18 protein-coding genes are annotated in these 19364 nt (G+C 58.6%); 11 read left to right on the top strand and 7 right to left on the bottom strand.

Translation table 11 applies throughout. The annotated features are described in order from the left end of the window. Positions 1-103 precede the first annotated feature (103 nt). From yoaA to rnd, 5 genes are all read left to right on the top strand, one after another. Positions 104-2011, top strand: coding sequence for a DNA repair helicase YoaA (gene yoaA, locus Q9R34_RS11930; RefSeq protein ID WP_485893919.1), 1908 nt, complete (start codon positions 104-106; stop codon positions 2009-2011). 53 nt (positions 2012-2064) lie between these two features. Beyond that, the gene (tsaB, locus tag Q9R34_RS11925; RefSeq protein ID WP_434123188.1) at positions 2065-2763 is read left to right on the top strand and encodes a tRNA (adenosine(37)-N6)-threonylcarbamoyltransferase complex dimerization subunit type 1 TsaB; all 699 of its coding nucleotides are present in this window, start codon (positions 2065-2067) and stop codon (positions 2761-2763) included. 63 nt (positions 2764-2826) lie between these two features. After that, a complete protein-coding gene (locus tag Q9R34_RS11920) occupies positions 2827-3417 on the top strand; it encodes a Slp family lipoprotein (RefSeq protein ID WP_485893917.1) in 591 nt (196 codons plus the stop codon). Between the two features lie 205 nt (positions 3418-3622). Further along, complete coding sequence (gene fadD, locus Q9R34_RS11915) at positions 3623-5299, top strand: long-chain-fatty-acid--CoA ligase FadD (protein WP_485893915.1); 1677 nt, start codon at positions 3623-3625, stop codon at positions 5297-5299. Positions 5300-5404: 105 nt separating this feature from the next. Continuing rightward, positions 5405-6526: a ribonuclease D gene (gene rnd / locus Q9R34_RS11910; RefSeq protein ID WP_485893913.1), complete on the top strand. Its 1122-nt coding sequence runs from the start codon at positions 5405-5407 to the stop codon at positions 6524-6526. A 52-nt stretch (positions 6527-6578) separates the two neighbouring features. On the opposite strand, the gene minE is transcribed toward rnd, so the two are convergent. From minE to minC, 3 genes are read right to left on the bottom strand one after another with little or no spacing between them, the layout of a single operon-like run. Further along, on the bottom strand, positions 6579-6848 hold the full coding sequence (gene minE, locus Q9R34_RS11905) for a cell division topological specificity factor MinE (protein WP_033746630.1): 270 nt from the start codon (positions 6846-6848) through the stop codon (positions 6579-6581). A gap of 3 nt (positions 6849-6851) precedes the next feature. Beyond that, positions 6852-7664 (bottom strand): septum site-determining protein MinD, encoded by an 813-nt coding sequence (minD, locus tag Q9R34_RS11900; protein ID WP_033746633.1) that lies wholly within the window; start codon positions 7662-7664, stop codon positions 6852-6854. Between the two features lie 33 nt (positions 7665-7697). After that, positions 7698-8402 carry a septum site-determining protein MinC gene (gene minC / locus Q9R34_RS11895; RefSeq protein WP_434123194.1) on the bottom strand — a complete coding sequence of 235 codons (705 nt, stop codon included), beginning with the start codon at positions 8400-8402 and terminating at the stop codon, positions 7698-7700. Between the two features lie 154 nt (positions 8403-8556). On the opposite strand from minC, the gene Q9R34_RS11890 reads away from it, so the two are divergent. The 3 genes from Q9R34_RS11890 (at position 8557) to Q9R34_RS11880 (ending at position 10312) form a co-directional block, all read left to right on the top strand. After that, positions 8557-8832 carry a YcgL domain-containing protein gene (locus Q9R34_RS11890; protein ID WP_485893911.1) on the top strand — a complete coding sequence of 92 codons (276 nt, stop codon included), beginning with the start codon at positions 8557-8559 and terminating at the stop codon, positions 8830-8832. A 307-nt stretch (positions 8833-9139) separates the two neighbouring features. Further along, positions 9140-9799 carry a fumarylacetoacetate hydrolase family protein gene (locus Q9R34_RS11885; RefSeq protein ID WP_485893909.1) on the top strand — a complete coding sequence of 220 codons (660 nt, stop codon included), beginning with the start codon at positions 9140-9142 and terminating at the stop codon, positions 9797-9799. 66 nt (positions 9800-9865) lie between these two features. After that, entirely contained in the window at positions 9866-10312 is a 447-nt protein-coding gene (locus tag Q9R34_RS11880) for a YcgN family cysteine cluster protein (RefSeq protein ID WP_434123198.1), read from the top strand. Positions 10313-10344: 32 nt separating this feature from the next. Here Q9R34_RS11880 and dsbB read toward each other — a convergent pair whose 3' ends face one another. Next, the gene (gene dsbB, locus Q9R34_RS11875; RefSeq protein WP_485893907.1) at positions 10345-10875 is read right to left on the bottom strand and encodes a disulfide bond formation protein DsbB; all 531 of its coding nucleotides are present in this window, start codon (positions 10873-10875) and stop codon (positions 10345-10347) included. A 117-nt stretch (positions 10876-10992) separates the two neighbouring features. Continuing rightward, on the bottom strand, positions 10993-12522 hold the full coding sequence (gene nhaB, locus Q9R34_RS11870) for a sodium/proton antiporter NhaB (protein WP_485893905.1): 1530 nt from the start codon (positions 12520-12522) through the stop codon (positions 10993-10995). 201 nt (positions 12523-12723) lie between these two features. Between nhaB and fadR the strand changes: the two genes are divergently transcribed. Further along, positions 12724-13443, top strand: a complete 720-nt coding sequence (gene fadR / locus Q9R34_RS11865) for a fatty acid metabolism transcriptional regulator FadR (RefSeq protein WP_033746644.1) — start codon at positions 12724-12726, stop codon at positions 13441-13443. A gap of 222 nt (positions 13444-13665) precedes the next feature. On the opposite strand, the gene Q9R34_RS11860 is transcribed toward fadR, so the two are convergent. Next, the gene (locus Q9R34_RS11860) at positions 13666-15201 is read right to left on the bottom strand and encodes a SpoVR family protein (protein ID WP_485893902.1); all 1536 of its coding nucleotides are present in this window, start codon (positions 15199-15201) and stop codon (positions 13666-13668) included. A 507-nt stretch (positions 15202-15708) separates the two neighbouring features. Between Q9R34_RS11860 and Q9R34_RS11855 the strand changes: the two genes are divergently transcribed. Beyond that, positions 15709-17010 carry a D-amino acid dehydrogenase gene (locus Q9R34_RS11855; RefSeq protein WP_434123203.1) on the top strand — a complete coding sequence of 434 codons (1302 nt, stop codon included), beginning with the start codon at positions 15709-15711 and terminating at the stop codon, positions 17008-17010. A 17-nt stretch (positions 17011-17027) separates the two neighbouring features. Then, a complete protein-coding gene (gene dadX, locus Q9R34_RS11850; protein ID WP_434123205.1) occupies positions 17028-18098 on the top strand; it encodes a catabolic alanine racemase DadX in 1071 nt (356 codons plus the stop codon). Here the strand turns inward: dadX and Q9R34_RS11845 are convergent. Further along, on the bottom strand, positions 18091-19284 hold the full coding sequence (locus tag Q9R34_RS11845) for a multidrug effflux MFS transporter (RefSeq protein ID WP_434123206.1): 1194 nt from the start codon (positions 19282-19284) through the stop codon (positions 18091-18093). The genes dadX and Q9R34_RS11845 overlap by 8 nt on opposite strands. Positions 19285-19364: the final 80 nt, after the last annotated feature.

The raw sequence follows: 19364 nt of genomic DNA, 5'->3' as shown, positions 1-19364 counted from the left end.
GCTGATAGCCTGGCATAGTCCAGGGGGCGCTGTCATCAGTTGTGGAGCCGCTGGTGGAATACTGACATAATTACAGTGTTTTTGCCGAAACGGGTGAGGAAGTGTGGCGGACGATTTTGCAGTAGATGGCGCGCTGGCGCAGGCGATTGCCGGCTTTAAGCCGCGCGAGGCGCAGCGTGAAATGGCGCAGGCAGTAGAAGAGGCGGTGAAGGCTGGCGGTGAACTGGTCGTCGAAGCGGGAACGGGCACGGGAAAAACCTACGCCTATCTGGCGCCCGCGCTGCGCGCCGGAAAAAAAGTGATTGTCTCAACCGGCTCGAAGGCGCTGCAGGATCAGCTCTACGGCCGCGATCTGCCGACCATCGCAAAGGCGTTAAATTTCACCGGTAAAACTGCCTTGCTGAAAGGGCGCTCCAACTACCTCTGTCTGGAGCGGCTGGAGCAGCAGTCGATGGCGGGTGGCGATCTTAACGCCCAGGCGCTGGGCGATCTGGTGACGCTGCGCGGCTGGTCGTCGCAAACCGTTGACGGCGATATCAGCAGCTGCGGCGGCGTCACCGAAGACAGTCCCATCTGGCCGCTGGTAACCAGCACCAACGACAACTGTCTCGGCAGCGACTGCCCGCTCTATAAAGATTGCTTCGTGGTCAAAGCGCGCAAGCGCGCGATGGATGCCGACGTGGTGGTGGTTAACCATCATCTGTTTCTTGCCGATCTGGTGGTCAAGGAGAGCGGCTTCGCAGAGCTGATCCCGGAAGCGGACGTGATGATCTTCGATGAGGCGCACCAAATCCCCGATATCGCCAGTCAGTACTTCGGCCAGCAGCTCTCCAGCCGCCAGCTGCTCGACCTGGCGAAAGATATCACTATTGCCTACCGCACCGAAGTGCGCGACGTGCAGCAGCTGCAGAAATCAGCAGACCGCCTCGCGCAGTGCGCGCAGGATTTCCGCCTGACGCTGGGCGATCCGGGCTATCGCGGCAATCTGCGCGAACTCTTTGCAGACAACAATGTGCAGCGCATGTTTACGCTGCTCGACGATGCGCTCGAGCTTTGCTACGACGTGATAAAAATGTCGCTGGGGCGCTCGGCGCTGCTGGACGCAGCCTTTGAGCGCGCCGCGCTCTACCGTGGACGCCTCAAACGCCTGCGCGCGATTAATGAACCCGGCTACAGCTACTGGTACGAATGCACCTCGCGCCACTTTACCCTCGCCTTGACGCCGCTCTCGGTCGCGGAGCGCTTCCGGGAGGTGATGGATGCGCGCAAGGCGGCGTGGATTTTTACCTCCGCGACGCTGGCGGTCAATGAAGAGATGCACCACTTCGCAGACCGCCTGGGCGTCAGCAGCGCAAAGACCCTGATCCTCAACAGCCCGTTTGATTTCAGCCGCCAGGCGCTGCTCTGTGTGCCGCGCAATCTGCCGGAGCCGAACCGGCCCGGCGGCGCGCGGCAGCTGGCGCGCATGATGAAGCCGCTGATCGACGCCAATAAAGGCCGCTGCTTCTTTCTCTGTACCTCGCACCTGATGATGCGCGAACTGGCGGCGGAGTTCCGCGCCAGCATGACGCTGCCGGTGCTGGTGCAGGGTGAAACCAGCAAAGGCCAGCTGCTGCGACAGTTTATCGAGGCGGGCAACGCGCTGCTGGTGGCCACCAGCAGCTTCTGGGAGGGGGTCGACGTGCGTGGCGATGCGCTGTCGCTGGTGATTATTGACAAGCTGCCCTTTACCTCGCCGGAAGACCCGCTGCTGAAGGCGCGTATGGAAGATTGTCGCCTGCGCGGCGGCGATCCTTTTAGCGACGTACAGCTGCCGGACGCGGTGATTACCCTGAAGCAGGGGGTAGGACGTCTGATCCGTGACACGGACGATCGCGGCGTGCTGGTGATTTGCGATCAGCGGCTGGTGTCCCGTCCCTACGGCGCGCTGTTTCTCAACAGTCTGCCGCCGACGCCGCGCACCCGCGATCTGGCGCGCGCCATCGCCTTCACGCAGCAGGCAAAACAGTAATTTTCCTTCGGCTGTGCTAACATGCGCGCCGTTTTAAATGACCCGAGGTTGTTATGTCTTCCCGAATCCTGGCGCTGGACACTGCGACAGAAGCCTGTTCAGCCGCGCTGCTTAATCAGCAGCAGATCGATGCCCGTTTTGAAATCGCGCCGCGCGACCATACGCAGCGTATTCTGCCGCTAATCGAAGAGCTGCTGCAGGCGCAGCAGCTGGCGCTGACGGCGCTTGACGCGCTGGCGTTCGGCCGCGGTCCCGGCAGCTTTACCGGCGTGCGTATCGGCATCGGCATCGCGCAGGGCCTCGCGCTCGGCGCCATGCTGCCGATGATCGGCATCTCCACGCTGGCGACGCTGGCGCAGGGCGCGTATCGCCAGCAGGGCGCGACGCGCGTGCTGGCGGCGATTGACGCACGCATGGGCGAGGTTTACTGGGCCGAATATCAGCGCGACGAACACGGCGTCTGGCAGGGTGAGGCGAGTGAATGCGTGCTGTCGCCGGAGGCGGCGCTGGCGCGCATGCAGGCGCTGGAGGGCGAGTGGTTTATCGCTGGCACCGGCTGGCAGGCCTGGCCGCAGCTGCAGCAGGGCCACGCCTTGATCCTCAGAGAGAGCGGCGTGGAACTGCCCGCTGCGGAAGATATGCTGCCGCTGGCGCAGCAGGCGTGGCAGCGTGGTGCGACCGTTCAGCCCGAGCATGCGGAACCGACCTATTTGCGTAACGAGGTGGCGTGGAAAAAATTGCCTGGCCGCTGAGAACCTGAGGCGCAACTTATTGCCACCGCGCCAGTCTAACAAACATCTTTTAGGAGAATGCCTATGTCACTATGTCATAAAGGAATGTCCGGGGTTTTGTTAGCCTACACGCTGCTGCTCAGCGGGTGCGTCACGGTGCCGGATGCAATCAAGGGAAGTTCCGAGCTTCCCCAGCAGGATTTGGTGCGCGTGATGAACGATCCGTCGCTCTATGTCGGTCAGGAGTCGCGCTTCGGCGGCAAAGTGGTTAAGGTCACCAACCTTAACGGCAAAACCCGGCTGGAGATCGCCACGCAGCCGCTGGACGACAGCGCGCGGCCGCGTTTAGGCGCCGCTTCCGTCGGGCGTATATACGCCGACATTAATAACTTCGTCGATCCCACCGATGTGAACAACCAGTACGTTACCGTGCTGGGCAACATCAAGGGAACGGAGAAGGGCACCATCGGCGCGGCCAGCTACAATTTTGTTGTGGTGGACGTGCGCGGCTATCAGCGCTGGCATCTGACGCAGCAGATCAATACGCCGCCGCAGCCGATCGATCCCTGGATCTGGTATGGCCCGACGCGTCGCCATCCCGGCTACTGGGGACCTAACCCTTACTGGGGCATGAATAGTGGCCCGGCGCAGGTGGAAACGATTCTGACGGAATAGGTGTAACAGACAATATTTCAGGCCCGGCCGCGCCTGTCGCGACCGGGTTTTTTATTGCCGCTGAAAAGCGGGGTGAAAATTAGTGATGCGCTTCGCAACCTCAGCAGGCCGAATCCGGCAAACTGGTACAATGAGTTAAAATATTGTTAATTGGCTGGGTGTTGAGGGTGCAATGGAACAACAACATATTAATCGAGGTGAACCCTTGAATAAGGTCTGGCTGAAACGCTATCCGGCAGATGTGCCCGCCGAAATTAACGCGGATCGTTATACCTCTTTGGTCGATTTAGTTGAACAGGCGACGCAGCGTTACGCCGATCAAACCGCTTTTATCTATATGGGGCAGCCGCTGAGCTATCGGCAGCTGGAGCAAAAGAGCCGCGCCTTCGCCGCTTACCTGCAGTCCGGACTGGGGCTAAAAAAAGGCGATCGCGTTGCGCTGATGATGCCGAATCTGCTGCAATACCCGGTGGCGCTGTTCGGCGTGCTGCGCGCGGGCATGGTCGTGGTCAACGTTAATCCGCTTTATACACCGCGTGAACTCAAGCACCAGCTCAATGATAGCGGAGCCAGCGCCATTCTTATCGTCTCGAACTTCGCGCATACGCTAGAGAAAGTAGTGGCGGAGACGGCGGTGAAGCACGTAATCCTGACGCGCCTTGGCGATCAGCTCAGGCCGGTAAAGGCCACGCTGGTGAACTTCGTGGTGAAATATATTAAAAAGATGGTGCCGAAATACCATCTGCCCGGCGCGGTGAGCTTTCGTCATGCGCTCCAGCAGGGCGAAACGCTGGCCTACCAGCGCCCCAGCGTGACTAACGACGACCTGGCGTTTTTGCAGTATACCGGCGGCACCACCGGCATCGCAAAAGGGGCGATGCTGACCCACCGCAACATGCAGGCCAACCTCGAACAGACCAGGGCGACCTACGGCAAACTGCTGCGCGACGGTAAAGAGAGCGTCGTGACCGCGCTGCCGCTCTACCATATTTTCGCGCTAACGGTGAACTGCCTGCTGTTTCTTGAGCTGGGTGGGCAGAACCTGTTGATCACCAACCCCCGCGATATACCCGGCTTCGTAAAGTCGCTGTCGAAGTTTCCCTTTACGGCGATCACCGGCGTCAACACGCTGTTTAACGCGCTGCTGAACGACGCGCAGTTTAATAAACTCGACTTTTCCACGCTGCGCCTGTCGGCGGGCGGCGGCATGGCGGTGCAGAAAGCGGTGGCGGAGCGCTGGGAAAAGCTCACCGGCCACTACCTGCTGGAAGGGTATGGCCTGACAGAGTGTTCGCCGCTGGTGTCGGTTAATCCCTACGACATCATCGAGCATACCGGCAGCATCGGCCTGCCGGTGCCTTCTACCGACGTGCGCGTGGTGAACGAGCAGGGCAACGATGTTGAACCTGGGGTGCCGGGCGAGCTCTGGATCCGCGGCCCGCAGGTGATGGCGGGCTACTGGCAGCGGCCGGACGCCACCGAAGAGGTGCTGAAAAATGGCTGGCTCCTCAGCGGCGATATTGTTACCGTTGACCCGCAAGGCTTTATTCGCATTGTGGACCGCAAAAAAGATATGATCCTCGTCTCAGGTTTTAACGTCTATCCCAACGAGATTGAAGATGTCTTGATGCAGCATCCCAAAGTGCGGGAAGCAGCGGCGATTGGCGTGCCGAGCGATCTCTCGGGCGAAGCGGTTAAAGTCTGCATCGTGAAGAAAGAGGCGTCGCTGACCAAAGAAGAGCTGCTCGACCACTGTCGGCGTCAGCTGACGGGCTATAAAGTCCCGAAAATTATTGAGTTCCGCGACGAGTTGCCGAAAAGCAACGTCGGGAAAATCCTGCGGCGCGAACTGCGTGATGAGGCCCGATCCGGCACACGCTGACGCTGATGTCAGGCAAGATTTCTGGTTGAACGCCGGCGAAGCCCGGCGTTTTTATTGATGATGAGATGGAGCGCCGCGCGCAGTCTGTCGCGGTGAAAATGAGATTTGAATTATTCCCTGATCGACCAAAATGAGCAGCTGGCCGTTGTCTGCCAGAAGGCCCGCCAGCATGCGGCCGTCGCGCTCGACACCGAGTTCGTCCGCACCCGCACCTATTACCCACAGCTGGGGCTGATTCAGCTATTTGATGGCGAACAGCTGGTGCTGATCGATCCGCTGACCATCAGTGACTGGTCGCCGTTTATCGCGCTGCTGAGCGACACGCAGGTGACAAAGTTTCTTCACGCGGGCGGCGAAGATCTCGAGGTTTTTCTGCACCGTTTTGGCGTGCTGCCGCAGCCGATGATCGATACGCAGATTCTGGCGGCCTTCAGCGGCCAGCCGCTCTCCTGGGGCTTTGCCGCGATGGTGGCGCATTTCACCCAGGTCACGCTGGACAAGAGCGAATCGCGCACCGACTGGCTGGCGCGCCCGCTGACGCAGCGTCAGTGCGACTATGCTGCGGCGGACGTGCACTATCTGCTGCCAATCGCGCAGCAGCTGATGACCCTGACCGAGGCGGCGGGCAATATGGCCGCGGCACTCAGCGAATGCGACCAGCTCTGCCAGCGACGTCTTGATATTCTGCAGCCGCAGGATGCCTGGCGCGACATCACCAACGCCTGGCAGCTGCGTCCGCGCCAGCTGGCGGCGCTGCGGCTGCTGGCCGCGTGGCGTCTGAACCTGGCGCGCGAAAAAGATATGGCGGTCAATTTTGTGGTGCGCGAAGAGAACCTGTGGAAGGTGGCGCGCTTTATGCCGGGCTCCATGGGCGAGCTGGATCATCTTGGCCTGTCAGGCCATGAAATTCGCTTCCACGGCAAAACCCTGGTGGCGCTGGTGGCTGAAGCGCAGGCACTGCCGGAAGAGGCGCTGCCGCCGCCGCTGGGCAATCTGGTGGATCATCCGCATTATAAAAACGTATTCAAGGCGATTAAGGCGCTGGTGCAGGAAGTCAGTGAGGAGAGCGGCTTCAGCCAGGAGCTGCTGGCGTCGCGCCGTCAGATCAATCAGGTATTGAGCCAGTACTGGGGACTCAAGCCGCAAACGCGCGTGCCGGAGCTGCTGGCAGGCTGGCGCGGCGATCTGTTTAAAACCCGCATTGAGGCGATTCTGGCGCAGTACTGATTGAAAACATTCCCCTGCTCAACAGCAGGGGAATATCAGGAAACCGACACCGTCATTTGGCCGCTTCTTCCGTTTCAGGTAGCGTCACGTTCAGTTCCAGAATGGAGATATCATCGCCTTTCTGATCAAGCTGAACGGTGACCATATCTGGATCGATCTTCACATATTTACAAATCACTTCCAGAATGTCGCGCTTAAGCTGTGGAAGATAGTGGGGCTCACTGTCGCCCCTTCTGCGTTCTGCCACGATAATCTGCAGCCTTTCCTTGGCTATGTTGGCAGTGTTCTTCTTCCGGGATAAAAAGAAATCGAGTAATGCCATGGTTTATCCCCCGAACAGGCGTTTCAGGAAACCCTTCTTCTCTTCTTCAATAAAGCGGAAGGGACGTTCTTCGCCGAGTAACCGATCTACGGTATCAGCATAGGCTTTGCCGGCATCGGAATTCGTGTCGAGGATCACTGGTTCGCCCTGGTTAGAGGCGCGCAGCACCGACTGGTCTTCCGGGATGACGCCCACCAGCGGAATGCGCAGGATCTCAAGCACATCTTCCATGCTCAGCATGTCGCCACGATTAACGCGGCCAGGGTTATAACGGGTCAGCAGCAGGTGCTCTTTAACCGGCTCCTGACTGTTTTCGGCGCGGCGAGATTTAGAGGCGATAATTCCGAGAATACGGTCAGAGTCACGCACCGACGATACTTCCGGGTTGGTGGTGATAATCGCTTCATCGGCAAAGTAGAGCGCCATCAGCGCGCCGGTCTCAATGCCTGCCGGGGAGTCGCAGACGATAAAGTCGAAATCCATCGCCGCCAGATCGTTGAGGACTTTTTCCACGCCTTCGCGGGTCAGCGCGTCTTTATCGCGCGTCTGGGAGGCGGGCAGGATATGCAGCATCTCGGTGCGCTTGTCTTTGATCAGCGCCTGATTCAGCGTGGCATCGCCCTGGATAACGTTAACGAAGTCGTAAACCACGCGGCGTTCGCAGCCCATGATCAGGTCCAGGTTACGCAGGCCAATATCGAAATCGATGACGACCGTTTTTTTGCCTTTTTGCGCTAAACCGGTGGCGATGGCCGCGCTTGACGTGGTCTTGCCAACGCCCCCTTTACCGGATGTAACTACAATAATGCGTGCCATAAATATTGATTTCCTTAACAGAAGAAAAGGGGCCTAATTAAGTGTCTGGATAGTCAGCGCGCCCTCTTCGAGGCTAAGGCGCGCGGCTTTACCAAAAAATTCCGCCGGGATTTGATCCATGATCCAGTACTCACCGGCGATGGAGACCAACTCTGCTGCCAGGTTGGTACAGAAAATCTGGCTGTTGCGATCGCCACCGGCACCCGCCAGCGCGCGTCCTCGCATCATGCCGTAAATATGAATGTTGCCGTCGGCAACCAGTTCGGCGCCGGCACTCACGCTGTTGGTGACAATCAGATCGGCGTTACGCGCGTAGATCTGCTGCCCGGAACGCACCGGCGTGGTGACAATGCGCGTTTTGCTCGCTACCGGTTCAGCGGGCGCGGCAGGCTGCGCCGCTGGCGCTGGGGTTTCATTGCGCCGCACGCTCTCTTTACCTTCCGCCAGCACCGGCAGGCCGGCGCGGGCGATCATGCGTTTCAGCGCCTCGTCTTTACAGCCGCTGACCCCAACGATGCGCAATCCGGTCGCGGCGATCGCCTGCTGCAGCTGTTTCCAGTTGACGTTGCCGTTAAGCGTCGCCACGTTAAGGACGACCGGCGCGTTTTTTAAGAAATCCGGCGCCTGATCGATTTTGTCCTGAAGCGCCTTGCGAATCACTTCAGGTTCGGGATGGTGCAGATGAACAACAGACAGGGTAAAACTGCTACCTTTGAATTCGATTGGCGTTTGTGACATCTGTCCCACTCAGTCCTGTTTTCTCGCCCGGCGAACAAACGTCGATAAAATCATCATTTCAGTCCATCCGGTGAATATTCGAAGTTCTGCAAGCATGTTATAGTTACTGTTATTTCCAGGCAAGCCACCATCCAGGTTTATTCGAGTAAAAAATATGTTTTGTGTGATCTATCGAAGCCCCACCCGTGACCAGACTTATCTTTATGTTGAAAAAAAGGACGATTTTTCCCGTGTGCCTGAGGAGCTGCTGCGCGGCTTCGGCAAGCCGCAGCTGGCGATGGTGCTGAAGCTGGACGGACGCGATCGTCTGGCCAACGCCGACATCGATAAAGTTAAACAGGCGCTTATCGATCAGGGCTATTATTTACAAATCCCGCCGCCGGTTGAAAGTTTGCTGAAAGTTCATCTTGCGGCGGCAAAAAAAGATTAATTCAGATTCATCTGTAAATATAATCAGTGCTTCCTGCTTCTTCAGCATAATTATATATAACGATTTCCAGCAAAATAATGGCGCGATGACCGCGCCTTTTACTGTTCATTATTCTTTATTGCCCGCTTGCTGGCGATAAATTCACCGCCTCGGCAGCATATATTCACGCTTTTTTGACAATTTACGCACACTAATCTTTGCTAAAGCGTCTTATTATGGCCGTCACGGCGGGCTAAAGATCCGCTGAACCGCAAACATCAACGTGCCGGCGTCGCTGGCAACACATAAACCAGAGCAGGGGATTAGCATGTATCAGCATCGTAACTGGCAGGGCGCCTTGTTGGATTTTCCGGTTAACAAAGTGGTCTGCGTCGGCAGCAACTATGCGAAACACATTAAGGAGATGGGCAGCGCCACGCCAGCTGAGCCGGTGGTGTTTATCAAACCGGAAACCGCCATCTGCGATCTGCGTCAGCCGCTCTCCCTTCCCTCTGTCTTTGGTGAAGTGCATCACGAGGTGGAGCTGGCCGTGTTGATCGGTGCCACGCTTAAGCAGGCGAGCGAAGATCACGTGGCGAAAGCGATTGCCGGTTACGGCGTGGCGCTGGATCTGACGCTGCGCGATTTGCAGGCTGGGTTCAAAAAGGCGGGCCAGCCGTGGGAAAAATCAAAGGGCTTCGATAATGCCTGCCCGCTCTCCGGCTTTATTCCCTCAGCGGAGTTTCCAGGCGATCCGCAGGATGCCGAGCTGAAGCTGGTGGTAAACGGCGAGGTACGTCAGCTCGGCAGAACGTCCGATATGATCCATAAAATTCTGCCGCTTATCGCCCATATGAGCCAGTATTTCACCCTGCGCGCGGGCGATGTGGTGCTAACCGGCACGCCGGAAGGGGTGGGTCCGCTGCGCTCGGGCGACAGGTTGGACGTGTCGCTGGCAGGCCACGGCATCAGCACGCGCGTGCTGTAAAGCTTGCAACACCGCGCCTGACCCGATATAAGGTGCGGTTTTGTGATTAATCCGGACGCAATCATCATGAGTGAACTTCCTTTCTGGCAGACGAAACGCCTCGATCAAATGAACGACGACGAGTGGGAATCCTTGTGCGATGGTTGCGGCCAGTGCTGCCTGAATAAGCTGCAGGACGCCGATACCGATGAGATTTATTTCACCAACGTCGCCTGTAACCAGCTTAATATTAAAACCTGCCAGTGCCGCAATTATGCGCGCCGCTTCGAATATGAAGAGGACTGCATCAAGTTGACGCGTGAGAACCTGACGCAGTTTAACTGGCTGCCGCGTACCTGCGCCTATCGCCTGCTGGGCGAGGGAAAAGGATTACCGGCGTGGCACCCGCTGGTGAGCGGATCAAAGTCGGCGATGCACGCGCAGCGTATTTCGGTGCGCTATATCGCCGTGCGGGAAAGCGAAGTGCGCGACTGGGAAGACCATATTATCGATCGTCCCGACCGCAACGGATAAGCGATAAAAAGGCTGCCAGGGCAGCCTTTTTTTTAGCGGGAGAAAATCTCGCGGCGTTTTGGCTTAAACAGCTGCGCAATCACTACTGCGACGGCCACGATCAGGTAGGCGGCAAACACCACAATCATCCATTGCGGCATGCTCAGCGTCAGGAAGGTCCAGCTGCGTTCGGCGCAATCCCCGCTGGCGACAAACACCGACGGCAGCCACTTGTCCAGCGGCAGCCAGGTCGGGAAACGCGCGGCAAAATCGCAGGTGGTAAAGGGATTAGGATGAAGCTGGATCATCGTATGTTCATACGAGAGGCGCAGCCCTTCCCAGGCGCTGTAGATCCAGATAGCCAGGCCAGCCCAGCGCAGCGGCGATTTAGGCGCGATGGCGCCGACGATGCCCGCGCCCATGACGCCAAACAGCGCGCAGCGTTCATAGATGCACATGACGCACGGCTTCAGGCCCACCACATGCTGGAACCACAACGCCGTCAGCTCCAGCGCCAGCGCCGTTAACGCCAGCAGCAGCCAGGCGGCGCGACCGCGCGAACATTGATTCAGATATCGCAACATCTTGCTTTCCCTGTAAACGGTAGTGCCACGCAGTGTAAACCAAAAGCGCGGCAGTGCCAGCCATGCACTGGCGAAAATCCTGGTCAATTTGGGCTTTACCTGATCCCGTTCAGGTATTTACATCGGCGGCGTCGCTATCCATCCCCACTGCTGCAGAATGGTCGTGACCGGCTCCAGCAGCCAGTGAAGTGAGGCAAAGCCGACCAGCGACATCACGATAGTGAAGGGCAGCGCCATCCACACCATACGCCCATATGAGAGACGGATCAGCGGCGCCAGCGCGGAGGTCAGCAGGAACAGAAACGCCGCCTGACCGTTAGGCGTCGCCACCGACGGCAGATTGGTGCCGGTATTGGTCGCCACCGCCAGCAGTTCATATTGCTGCAGATCGATAGCGCCGTGCGCAAACGCCTGTTTCGCCTCGTTGATAAACACCGATCCCACAAAAACGTTGTCAGATATCGATGAGAGCAGGCCGTTAAAGATGTAATACCAGCTGAGCTGGGCCTGCGGCTCAGCCTGCAGCACGAAGGCGATCAGCGGGCTGAACAGCTGCTGCTCGACAATCACCGCCACCACGGCGAAAAACACCGTCAGCAGCGCGGTGAAGGGCAGCGCTTCGGTGAAAGCCTGGCCGATGGTGTGCTCGTCTGTGACGCCGCACAGCGCGGTGGCGAGCACGATTACCGACAGGCCAATCAGGCCAACCTCCGCCAGATGCAGCGCCAGCGCAATGATAAGCCACAGGCCAATCGCCGCCTGGATCCACAGCTTCAGCCGATCCTGGCGCGTGCGCTGCGCTTTCTCCTCGCGATCGCTCTGCAGCAGAATGACGCGTACCGCTTCCGGCAGCGTGGCGCCGTAGCCGAACAGGCGAAAGCGCTCGACCAGCAGGCTGGTGAGAATGCCGCACAGCAGCACCGGCACCGTAACCGGCGCCATGCGCAGGAAGAAGCTGGCGAAATCCCAGCTGGCCGCATGGGCGATGATCAGGTTCTGCGGCTCGCCCACCATGGTCATCACGCCGCCCAGCGCGGTACCGACGCCCGCCTGCATCATCAGGCTGCGCAGAAAGGCGCGAAACTGCTCCAGCGTAGCGCGCTGATCGGGATCCGTTGCGGCGTAGCCGGGGTCAGAAGAGACGCGATGGTAGATCTGATAGAAGCCGACAGCGACGCTGATGACGACGGCGACCACGGTCAGCGCATCAAGAAAGGCGGAGAGAAACGCGGCCGCCAGGCAGAAGGTGAGGCTGAGCAGCACCTTTGACCGCAGCGACAGTAGCAGCCGCGTAAAGACGAACAGCAGCAGCTGTTTCATAAAAAAAATGCCGGCGACCATAAAGATCAGCAGCAGCAGCACTTCAAGGTTATCCGCCAGCTGCTGCTTAACCTGTTCGGCGCTGGCCATGCCGATGGCGATCGCTTCCAGCGTCAGCAGGCCGCCGGGCAGCAGCGGGTGGCATTTTAGCGCCATGCCGAGCGTAAAGATAAATTCGGCAATCAGCAGCCAGCCGGCAAGAAACGGGCTGACGAAAAAGAACAGCAGCGGATTGATGACCAGAAACGCCAACAGCAGCTTTTTGTACCAGTCAGGCGACTGTCCGAGAAAGTTGCGATGCAGCGCCTGACCCCAGGTGATTTCCATGGCGTAATGTCCTGTGTGAAAAAAGATGGGAAAAGGGTAATCAGCGAACCAGCGTGGCGCAATCTTCCCTTGCCGGATTGCGTGCGGCTGCCGATTTTTGCGGCAGCCCGCGCTTTTAATCCCTGCTCTGTCTATACACGCCCAGGACGTCTGGTATGATGAGTGCTATTTTGACAAAGAAAGCAACGAGAACATATCGCTATGGTCATTAAGGCGCAGAGCCCTGCGGGATTTGCTGAAGAGTATATTATTGAAAGCATCTGGAACAGCCGTTTTCCTCCTGGGTCGATCCTTCCCGCTGAACGTGAGCTTTCTGAACTTATCGGCGTAACCCGCACCACGCTACGAGAAGTGTTGCAGCGTCTGGCGCGCGACGGCTGGCTGACGATTCAGCACGGTAAACCGACCCGCGTAAATGACTTCTGGGAAACCTCCGGTCTGAACATTCTGGAGACGCTGGCGCGTCTGGATCACGATAGCGTGCCGGTGCTGATCGATAACCTGCTGTCGGTGCGCACCAATATCGCCTCAATCTTTATCAGCCGTGCGCTGCGTCACCATCCCGACAAGGCGCGCGCGGTGCTGGAGAGCGTCGCCGGCATTGAGGATCAGGCCGATGCCTATACCGAACTCGACTACCGCGTGTTTCGCGGTCTGGCGTTCGCGTCCGGCAATCCTATTTACGGTTTGATTCTCAACGGCCTGAAAGGGCTTTATACCCGCGTAGGGCGCTACTACTTTTCTAACCCCGAAGCGCGCGAGCTGGCGCGCAATTTCTATTCGCGGCTCGAAGCGCTGTGCGTTAAAGAGCCGTCGCAGGATCAGATTGTCGATGCGGTGCGCGAGTATGGCCGTCGCAGCGGCGAGATCTGGCACAGCATGCAGAAAAGCATGCCGGAAGATTTAGGCAGCAAGCGCTAACAGCGGAAAACCGTACAGCGTCCGGTTTTTTTATGCCTGTGAGTCAGGCGCGGTCGCGGGTAGCATGAACAGATCGCAAAGTCGCTCAAGGCGTTCCTGCGCGCTCGGCCCGCGGCATCCCTGCCGCGGGACGCTTTGCTCTTCTGTTCATGCTACCCACTTGCTGACAGAGGTGCGGCCTGAAAAAAACCGGACGCTGTCCGGTTTTTTCATTGTTTTTCCTTACAGCGCACTGCCGCGCGTCGGACAGCGGTCCAGCAGCTCGACGCTGCCGTCTTCATTCTGCTGTTCGAGGATCACATCAAACCCCCACAGGCGATGCACATGCTTCATTACCTCGCGGCGGCTCTTGTCGAGCGGCGTGCGGCTTTGCGGCACGTAGCGCAGCGTCAGCGAGCGGTCGCCGCGCAGGTCGACGTTGTAGACCTGAATATTCGGTTCCAGATTGCTCAGGTTGTACTGCGCCGAGAGCTGCTGGCGAATGGCGCGGTAGCCCGCCTCGTCATGGATAGCGGCGATCTCAAGATAGTTGTTGCGGTCGTCGTCCAGCACGGTAAACAGACGGAAATCGCGCATCACCTTGGGCGACAGGAACTGGCTGATAAAGCTCTCATCCTTAAATTCGCGCATGGCGAAGTGCAGGGTCTCCAGCCAGTCGGAACCAGCAATATCGGGGAACCAGTAGCGATCCTCTTCTGTCGGCGACTGACAGATGCGCTTAATATCCTGGAACATCGCGAAGCCAAGCGCATAAGGATTGATGCCGTTATACCAGGGGCTGTTATAGGCCGGCTGGAACACCACGTTGGTATGGCTGTGAAGAAACTCGATCATAAAGCGCTCAGAAACTTTGCCCTCATCATAAAGATGATTGAGGATGGTGTAGTGCCAGAAGGTCGCCCAGCCTTCATTCATCACCTGCGTCTGCTTCTGCGGATAGAAATACTGGCTCACCTTGCGCACGATGCGCAGGATCTCACGCTGCCACGGCTCCAGCAGCGGCGCGTTTTTCTCCATAAAGTAGAGCAGGTTTTCCTGCGGCTCCGACGGATAGCGCGCCGCCTCAATCTGCACCGCCTCTTTCTCGCGGCGCGGCAGGGTGCGCCACAGCGTGTTTACCTGGCTTTGCAGATACTCTTCGCGACTCTTTTGTCGCGCTTTCTCCTCCTGTAAAGAGATCTTCTGCGGACGCTTATAGCGATCGACGCCGTAGTTCATCAGCGCATGGCAGGAGTCAAGCAGCCGTTCGACCTCTTCGACGCCGTAACGCTCTTCACAGTCGGAGATATATTTCTTCGCAAACAGCAGATAGTCGACGATAGAGCTGGCGTCGGTCCAGCTACGGAACAGATAGTTATTTTTAAAAAATGAGTTGTGGCCGTAGCAGGCGTGCGCCATCACCAGCGCCTGCATGGTCATGGTGTTCTCTTCCATCAGATAGGCAATACAGGGATTGGAGTTGATCACAATCTCATACGCCAGCCCTTGCTGCCCGTGCTTATAGCGCTGCTCGGTTTCGATAAACTTTTTGCCGAACGACCAGTGAGCGTAGTTGATCGGCATGCCGACGCTGGAGTAGGCGTCCATCATCTGCTCAGAAGTAATGACTTCTATCTGATGGGGGTAGGTGTCAAGTCGGTAGAGTTTGGCTACGCGGTCAATTTCCGCAAGGTAGACATCGAGCAAATCGAATGTCCAGTCCGGTCCATCGCTGAGTCGTTTGCTGTCCTTAATCGGATCGTCAAAGATTATCGTCATAGCGCACCTCTGTTTTGCAAACAGGCCTGCCCGCTGCGAGCAGCCGGTTTCGGTAATTTCAAGGCTCATCCCTAAGAAAGAGAACCCCAAACACGGAGCGAACACTTCAATGATAGTCCACTGTCACCTATCTGATCGCGGAACTCAACTGAATTATTCGGCACAAAATCATCTGAAAAAGAGCGCAAAAGCATTTGATGAACGCGCGGCGGCGTAAATGGCGAAAAGTCGGGATAAAATGCTGTTTATAAGTGGATTGTATGGCGTCGGCTTATTCTCCTGAAATAAGTGAATATTGCCTCATGCGCTATTATTAACTGCTGAGAAGCGGTAAAAAGGCGCATAAGTTACTGATTTTGTCTCTGACCAACGATTTTAGTGTCTGAAAAAGTGAAAAACATGTGAAATAAGTTAATGAGGTAAGGGCTGTTACCGGCAGGTGTGAATGCGCTGGTATTGCCCTGTAGTCTAGTGAATTATGCTTTTGATTTTGCCGGTGGGGGCGATATGCACGTAGTGATTCTCGGTAGTGGTGTAGTGGGGGTGGCGAGCGCCTGGTATCTGGCGCGTGCGGGCCATCAGGTGACGGTGCTGGATCGCCAGCCCGACGCTGCGCTGGAGACCAGCGCAGGCAACGCGGGGCAGATCTCGCCCGGTTATGCGGCGCCCTGGGCCGCCCCTGGCGTGCCGCTCAAGGCGGTTAAGTGGATGTTCCAGCGTCATGCGCCGCTGGCTATCCGCCTGGACGGCAGCAGCTTCCAGCTGGAATGGATGTGGAACATGCTGCGCAACTGCGACATGCAGCACTATCAACAGAACAAAAGCCGCATGGTGCGCATCGCTGAATACAGCCGCGACTGCCTGAAGGCGCTGCGCGAAGAGAGCGGTATCGCCTATGAAGGTCGGCAGGGCGGCACGCTGCAGCTGTTCCGCACTCAGCAGCAGTTTGACAGCGCCAGTAAAGATATCGAGGTGCTACGCGAGGCGGGTGTGCCTTACGAACTCCTGCACGCCCATGAGCTGGCGCGCGTCGAGCCGGCACTGGCCACCACACAGCACAAGCTGACCGGCGGCCTGCGCTTGCCCAACGATGAAACCGGCGACTGCCAGCTCTTTACGCAAAAACTGGCGAAAATGGCGCAGGAGGCGGGCGTGGTGTTTCGCTTCAATACGCCGGTCGACCAGCTGCTGCGCGAAGGCAACCGCATTTACGGCGTGAAGTGCGGCGACGAAGTGATCAAAGGCGACAGCTACGTGGTGGCCTTTGGCTCCTACTCTACCGCGCTGCTGAAGCATATCCTCGATATCCCGGTCTATCCGCTGAAGGGCTACTCCCTGACCATTCCGGTGAAAAATTCCGAGGCTGCGCCGGTCTCTACCATTCTCGACGAAACCTATAAGGTGGCGGTTACCCGCTTCGACAACCGCATTCGCGTTGGCGGCATGGCGGAAATCGTCGGTTTTAACAACAAACTCTTACCTGCGCGGCGGGAAACGCTGGAGATGGTGGTGCGGGATCTTTATCCTGAAGGCGGTCATATCGAACAGGCCAGCTTCTGGAGCGGCCTGCGCCCTATGACGCCAGATGGAACGCCGATTGTCGGACCGACGCCGCTCAGCAATCTCTACCTGAATACCGGACACGGCACGCTCGGCTGGACCATGGCCTGCGGCTCCGGTCAGCTGCTGGCCGACCTTATCAGCGGCAAAACCCCGGCGATCGCCGCCGACGATCTGTCGGTGTTCCGCTACCTGCCGGGTTTTGCCCCGTCATCGTCACCATTACGCAACGCGAACGCCACGCGTTAACAGTCAGGGAGAGAGGTATGTCACGTCCAGTTTTCGCCACCATCGATCAGCAGGCGCTGCGGCATAACTTGGCGATAGTGCGCCAGGCGGCGCCCGATGCGCGCGTCTGGTCGGTGGTCAAAGCCAATGCCTACGGCCACGGGCTGGCCCGCGTCTGGGAGAGCCTGGCCCAGACCGACGGCTTCGCGCTGCTGAATATGGAAGAGGCGATCCTGCTGCGCGACAGCGGCTGGCGTAAACCGATTCTGTTGCTGGAGGGCTTTTTCCACGCCGACGATCTGCCGCTGATCGATCGCTACCGCCTGACCACCAGCGTGCACAGCAACTGGCAAATCAAAGCGCTGGCGGAAGCGCGGCTCTCCGCGCCGGTGGATATCTACCTGAAGGTCAACAGCGGCATGAACCGCCTCGGCTTCCGGCCTGAGCAGGCGCACGGCGCGTATCAAAAGCTGCGTGCGCTGGAAAACGTCGGCGACATTACGTTGATGGCGCACTTTGCCGATGCGGAAAACCCGGAAGGGCTGATCGCGCCGCTGCAGCGCATTGAACGCGCCGCAGAAGGGCTTGCGATTCCCCGTTCGCTCTCCAATTCCGCCTGCACGCTCTGGCATCCTGAAGCGCACTACGACTGGGTGCGTCCCGGCATCATTCTTTACGGCGCGTCGCCCAGCGGCGACTGGCAGGATATCGCCAGCACCGGCCTGAAGCCGGTGATGACGCTTAACAGCGAAATCATCGGCGTCCAGCAGCTGAGCCGCGGCGACGGCGTAGGCTACGGCTATCGCTATCGTGCGCAGCAGGAGCAGCGTATCGGCGTGGTGGCGTGTGGTTATGCCGATGGCTATCCCCGCCACGCACCCACCGGCACGCCGGTGTGCGTCGACGGCGTCATGACCCAGGTGGTTGGTGCGGTTTCGATGGATATGATCACCGTCGACCTGACGCCATGCCCGCAGGCGGGCATCGGTTCCGCGGTTGAGCTATGGGGCGAGCAGGTGAAAATCGATCAGGTGGCGAAAGCAGCCGGCACGGTCGGCTATGAGCTCATGTGCGCGCTGGCGCCGCGCGTGCCGGTCAGGGTTATTTAAGCGCGGTCAGCGAACCGCGCATCTTCTTACTGCAGCGCCAGGCGATGAGCGCCAGCGCTGCGCCCGCCAGCATCATCAGCGCCAGCGCGCTCTTTTCCGCCACGGGCAGCATAACAATCAGCAGGCTGCCCGCCGCGCCGCCCGCCATCTGAATAAACCCCTGCAGTGCCGCCGCGACGCCAGCCTGCTGCTGGTAGGGCTCCAGCGCATAGCTGGTGGCAGGGCCGACGGTAAAGGCCAGGCCCGCGACCGAAACGGCGACCGGCAGCATATAGAGCGCCCAGTGGCTCTGCGCGCCCTGCGGCAGCAGATACATGCCGGCAAACAGCAGCAGCGCGCCCGCCAGCATGGTGACGAAGCCCATCGCAAGACAGAACGGCCGTCCCGCCTTGCGGATCGCTTTATTGACGAAGGCGCTGACCAGCATGATCCAGAAGCCGTTAGCGCCAAAGGCGAACGAAAACTGTAGCGGCGTCAGGCCGCCTTCCGTCATCAGCACGTGCGGCGCCAGTGAAACATAGGTCAGCACCATACCGAGCGCCCCCGCGTTGGCGAAAGCGAAGGCGAGAAAGCGCGGCTGACGCAGGATAGCGCCATACTGCGCCAGCGGCAGTCCCTTTACCCGCAGCGTATTGGCGGGGCGCGTCTCCGGTAGTCCGACGAGCACGATAACCGCGATAAGCAGGCCGTAGGCGCACAGGAACCAGAAGGGCGCGCGCCAGTCGAAGGCGCTGGCGAGCAGGCCGCCCAGCAAAGGCGCCAGCGCAGGCACGATATTCAGCGCGCCGTTTAGAAAACCGTAGGCGCGCGCCGCATCGTCGCCGCTCAGGCGATCGCGCACCCCGCTAAAGGCGACAACGGCGCTACAGCAGACTGCGCAGCCCTGAATCAGACGCGCCGACAGAAACAGCGGCCAGCTGGTGGCGGTCGCCGCCACTGCGCTGCCCGCCACGTAAAGCGCCAGCCCCAGCAGCGCAATCGGCTTGCGGCCGTAGTTGTCGACCAGTGGGCCGGTCACCAGCTGTCCTAAGCCCATTACCAGCAAGAAGACGGGAATGGTGGTCTGGATCAGGCTGACCGGCGTATTCAGGCCGACGGCGATGTCAGGCAGGGTTGGCAGATAGAGATCGATGCCCAGCGGCGCCAGCAGCACCAGGCTTAACAGCATCAGGGTAAATTTTTGCATAAAAACCAGAGGTGAACGTCTTGTTAAAACAAGCGGGAAGGGTAATGAGTTGAGGACGAAAAGAAAAGCGGAAAATAGGA

This window comes from Enterobacter sp. BRE11, assembly GCF_031844285.1.
Lineage (GTDB): Bacteria > Pseudomonadota > Gammaproteobacteria > Enterobacterales > Enterobacteriaceae > Pantoea.
This window is presented reverse-complemented; position numbering and strand designations above follow the sequence as displayed.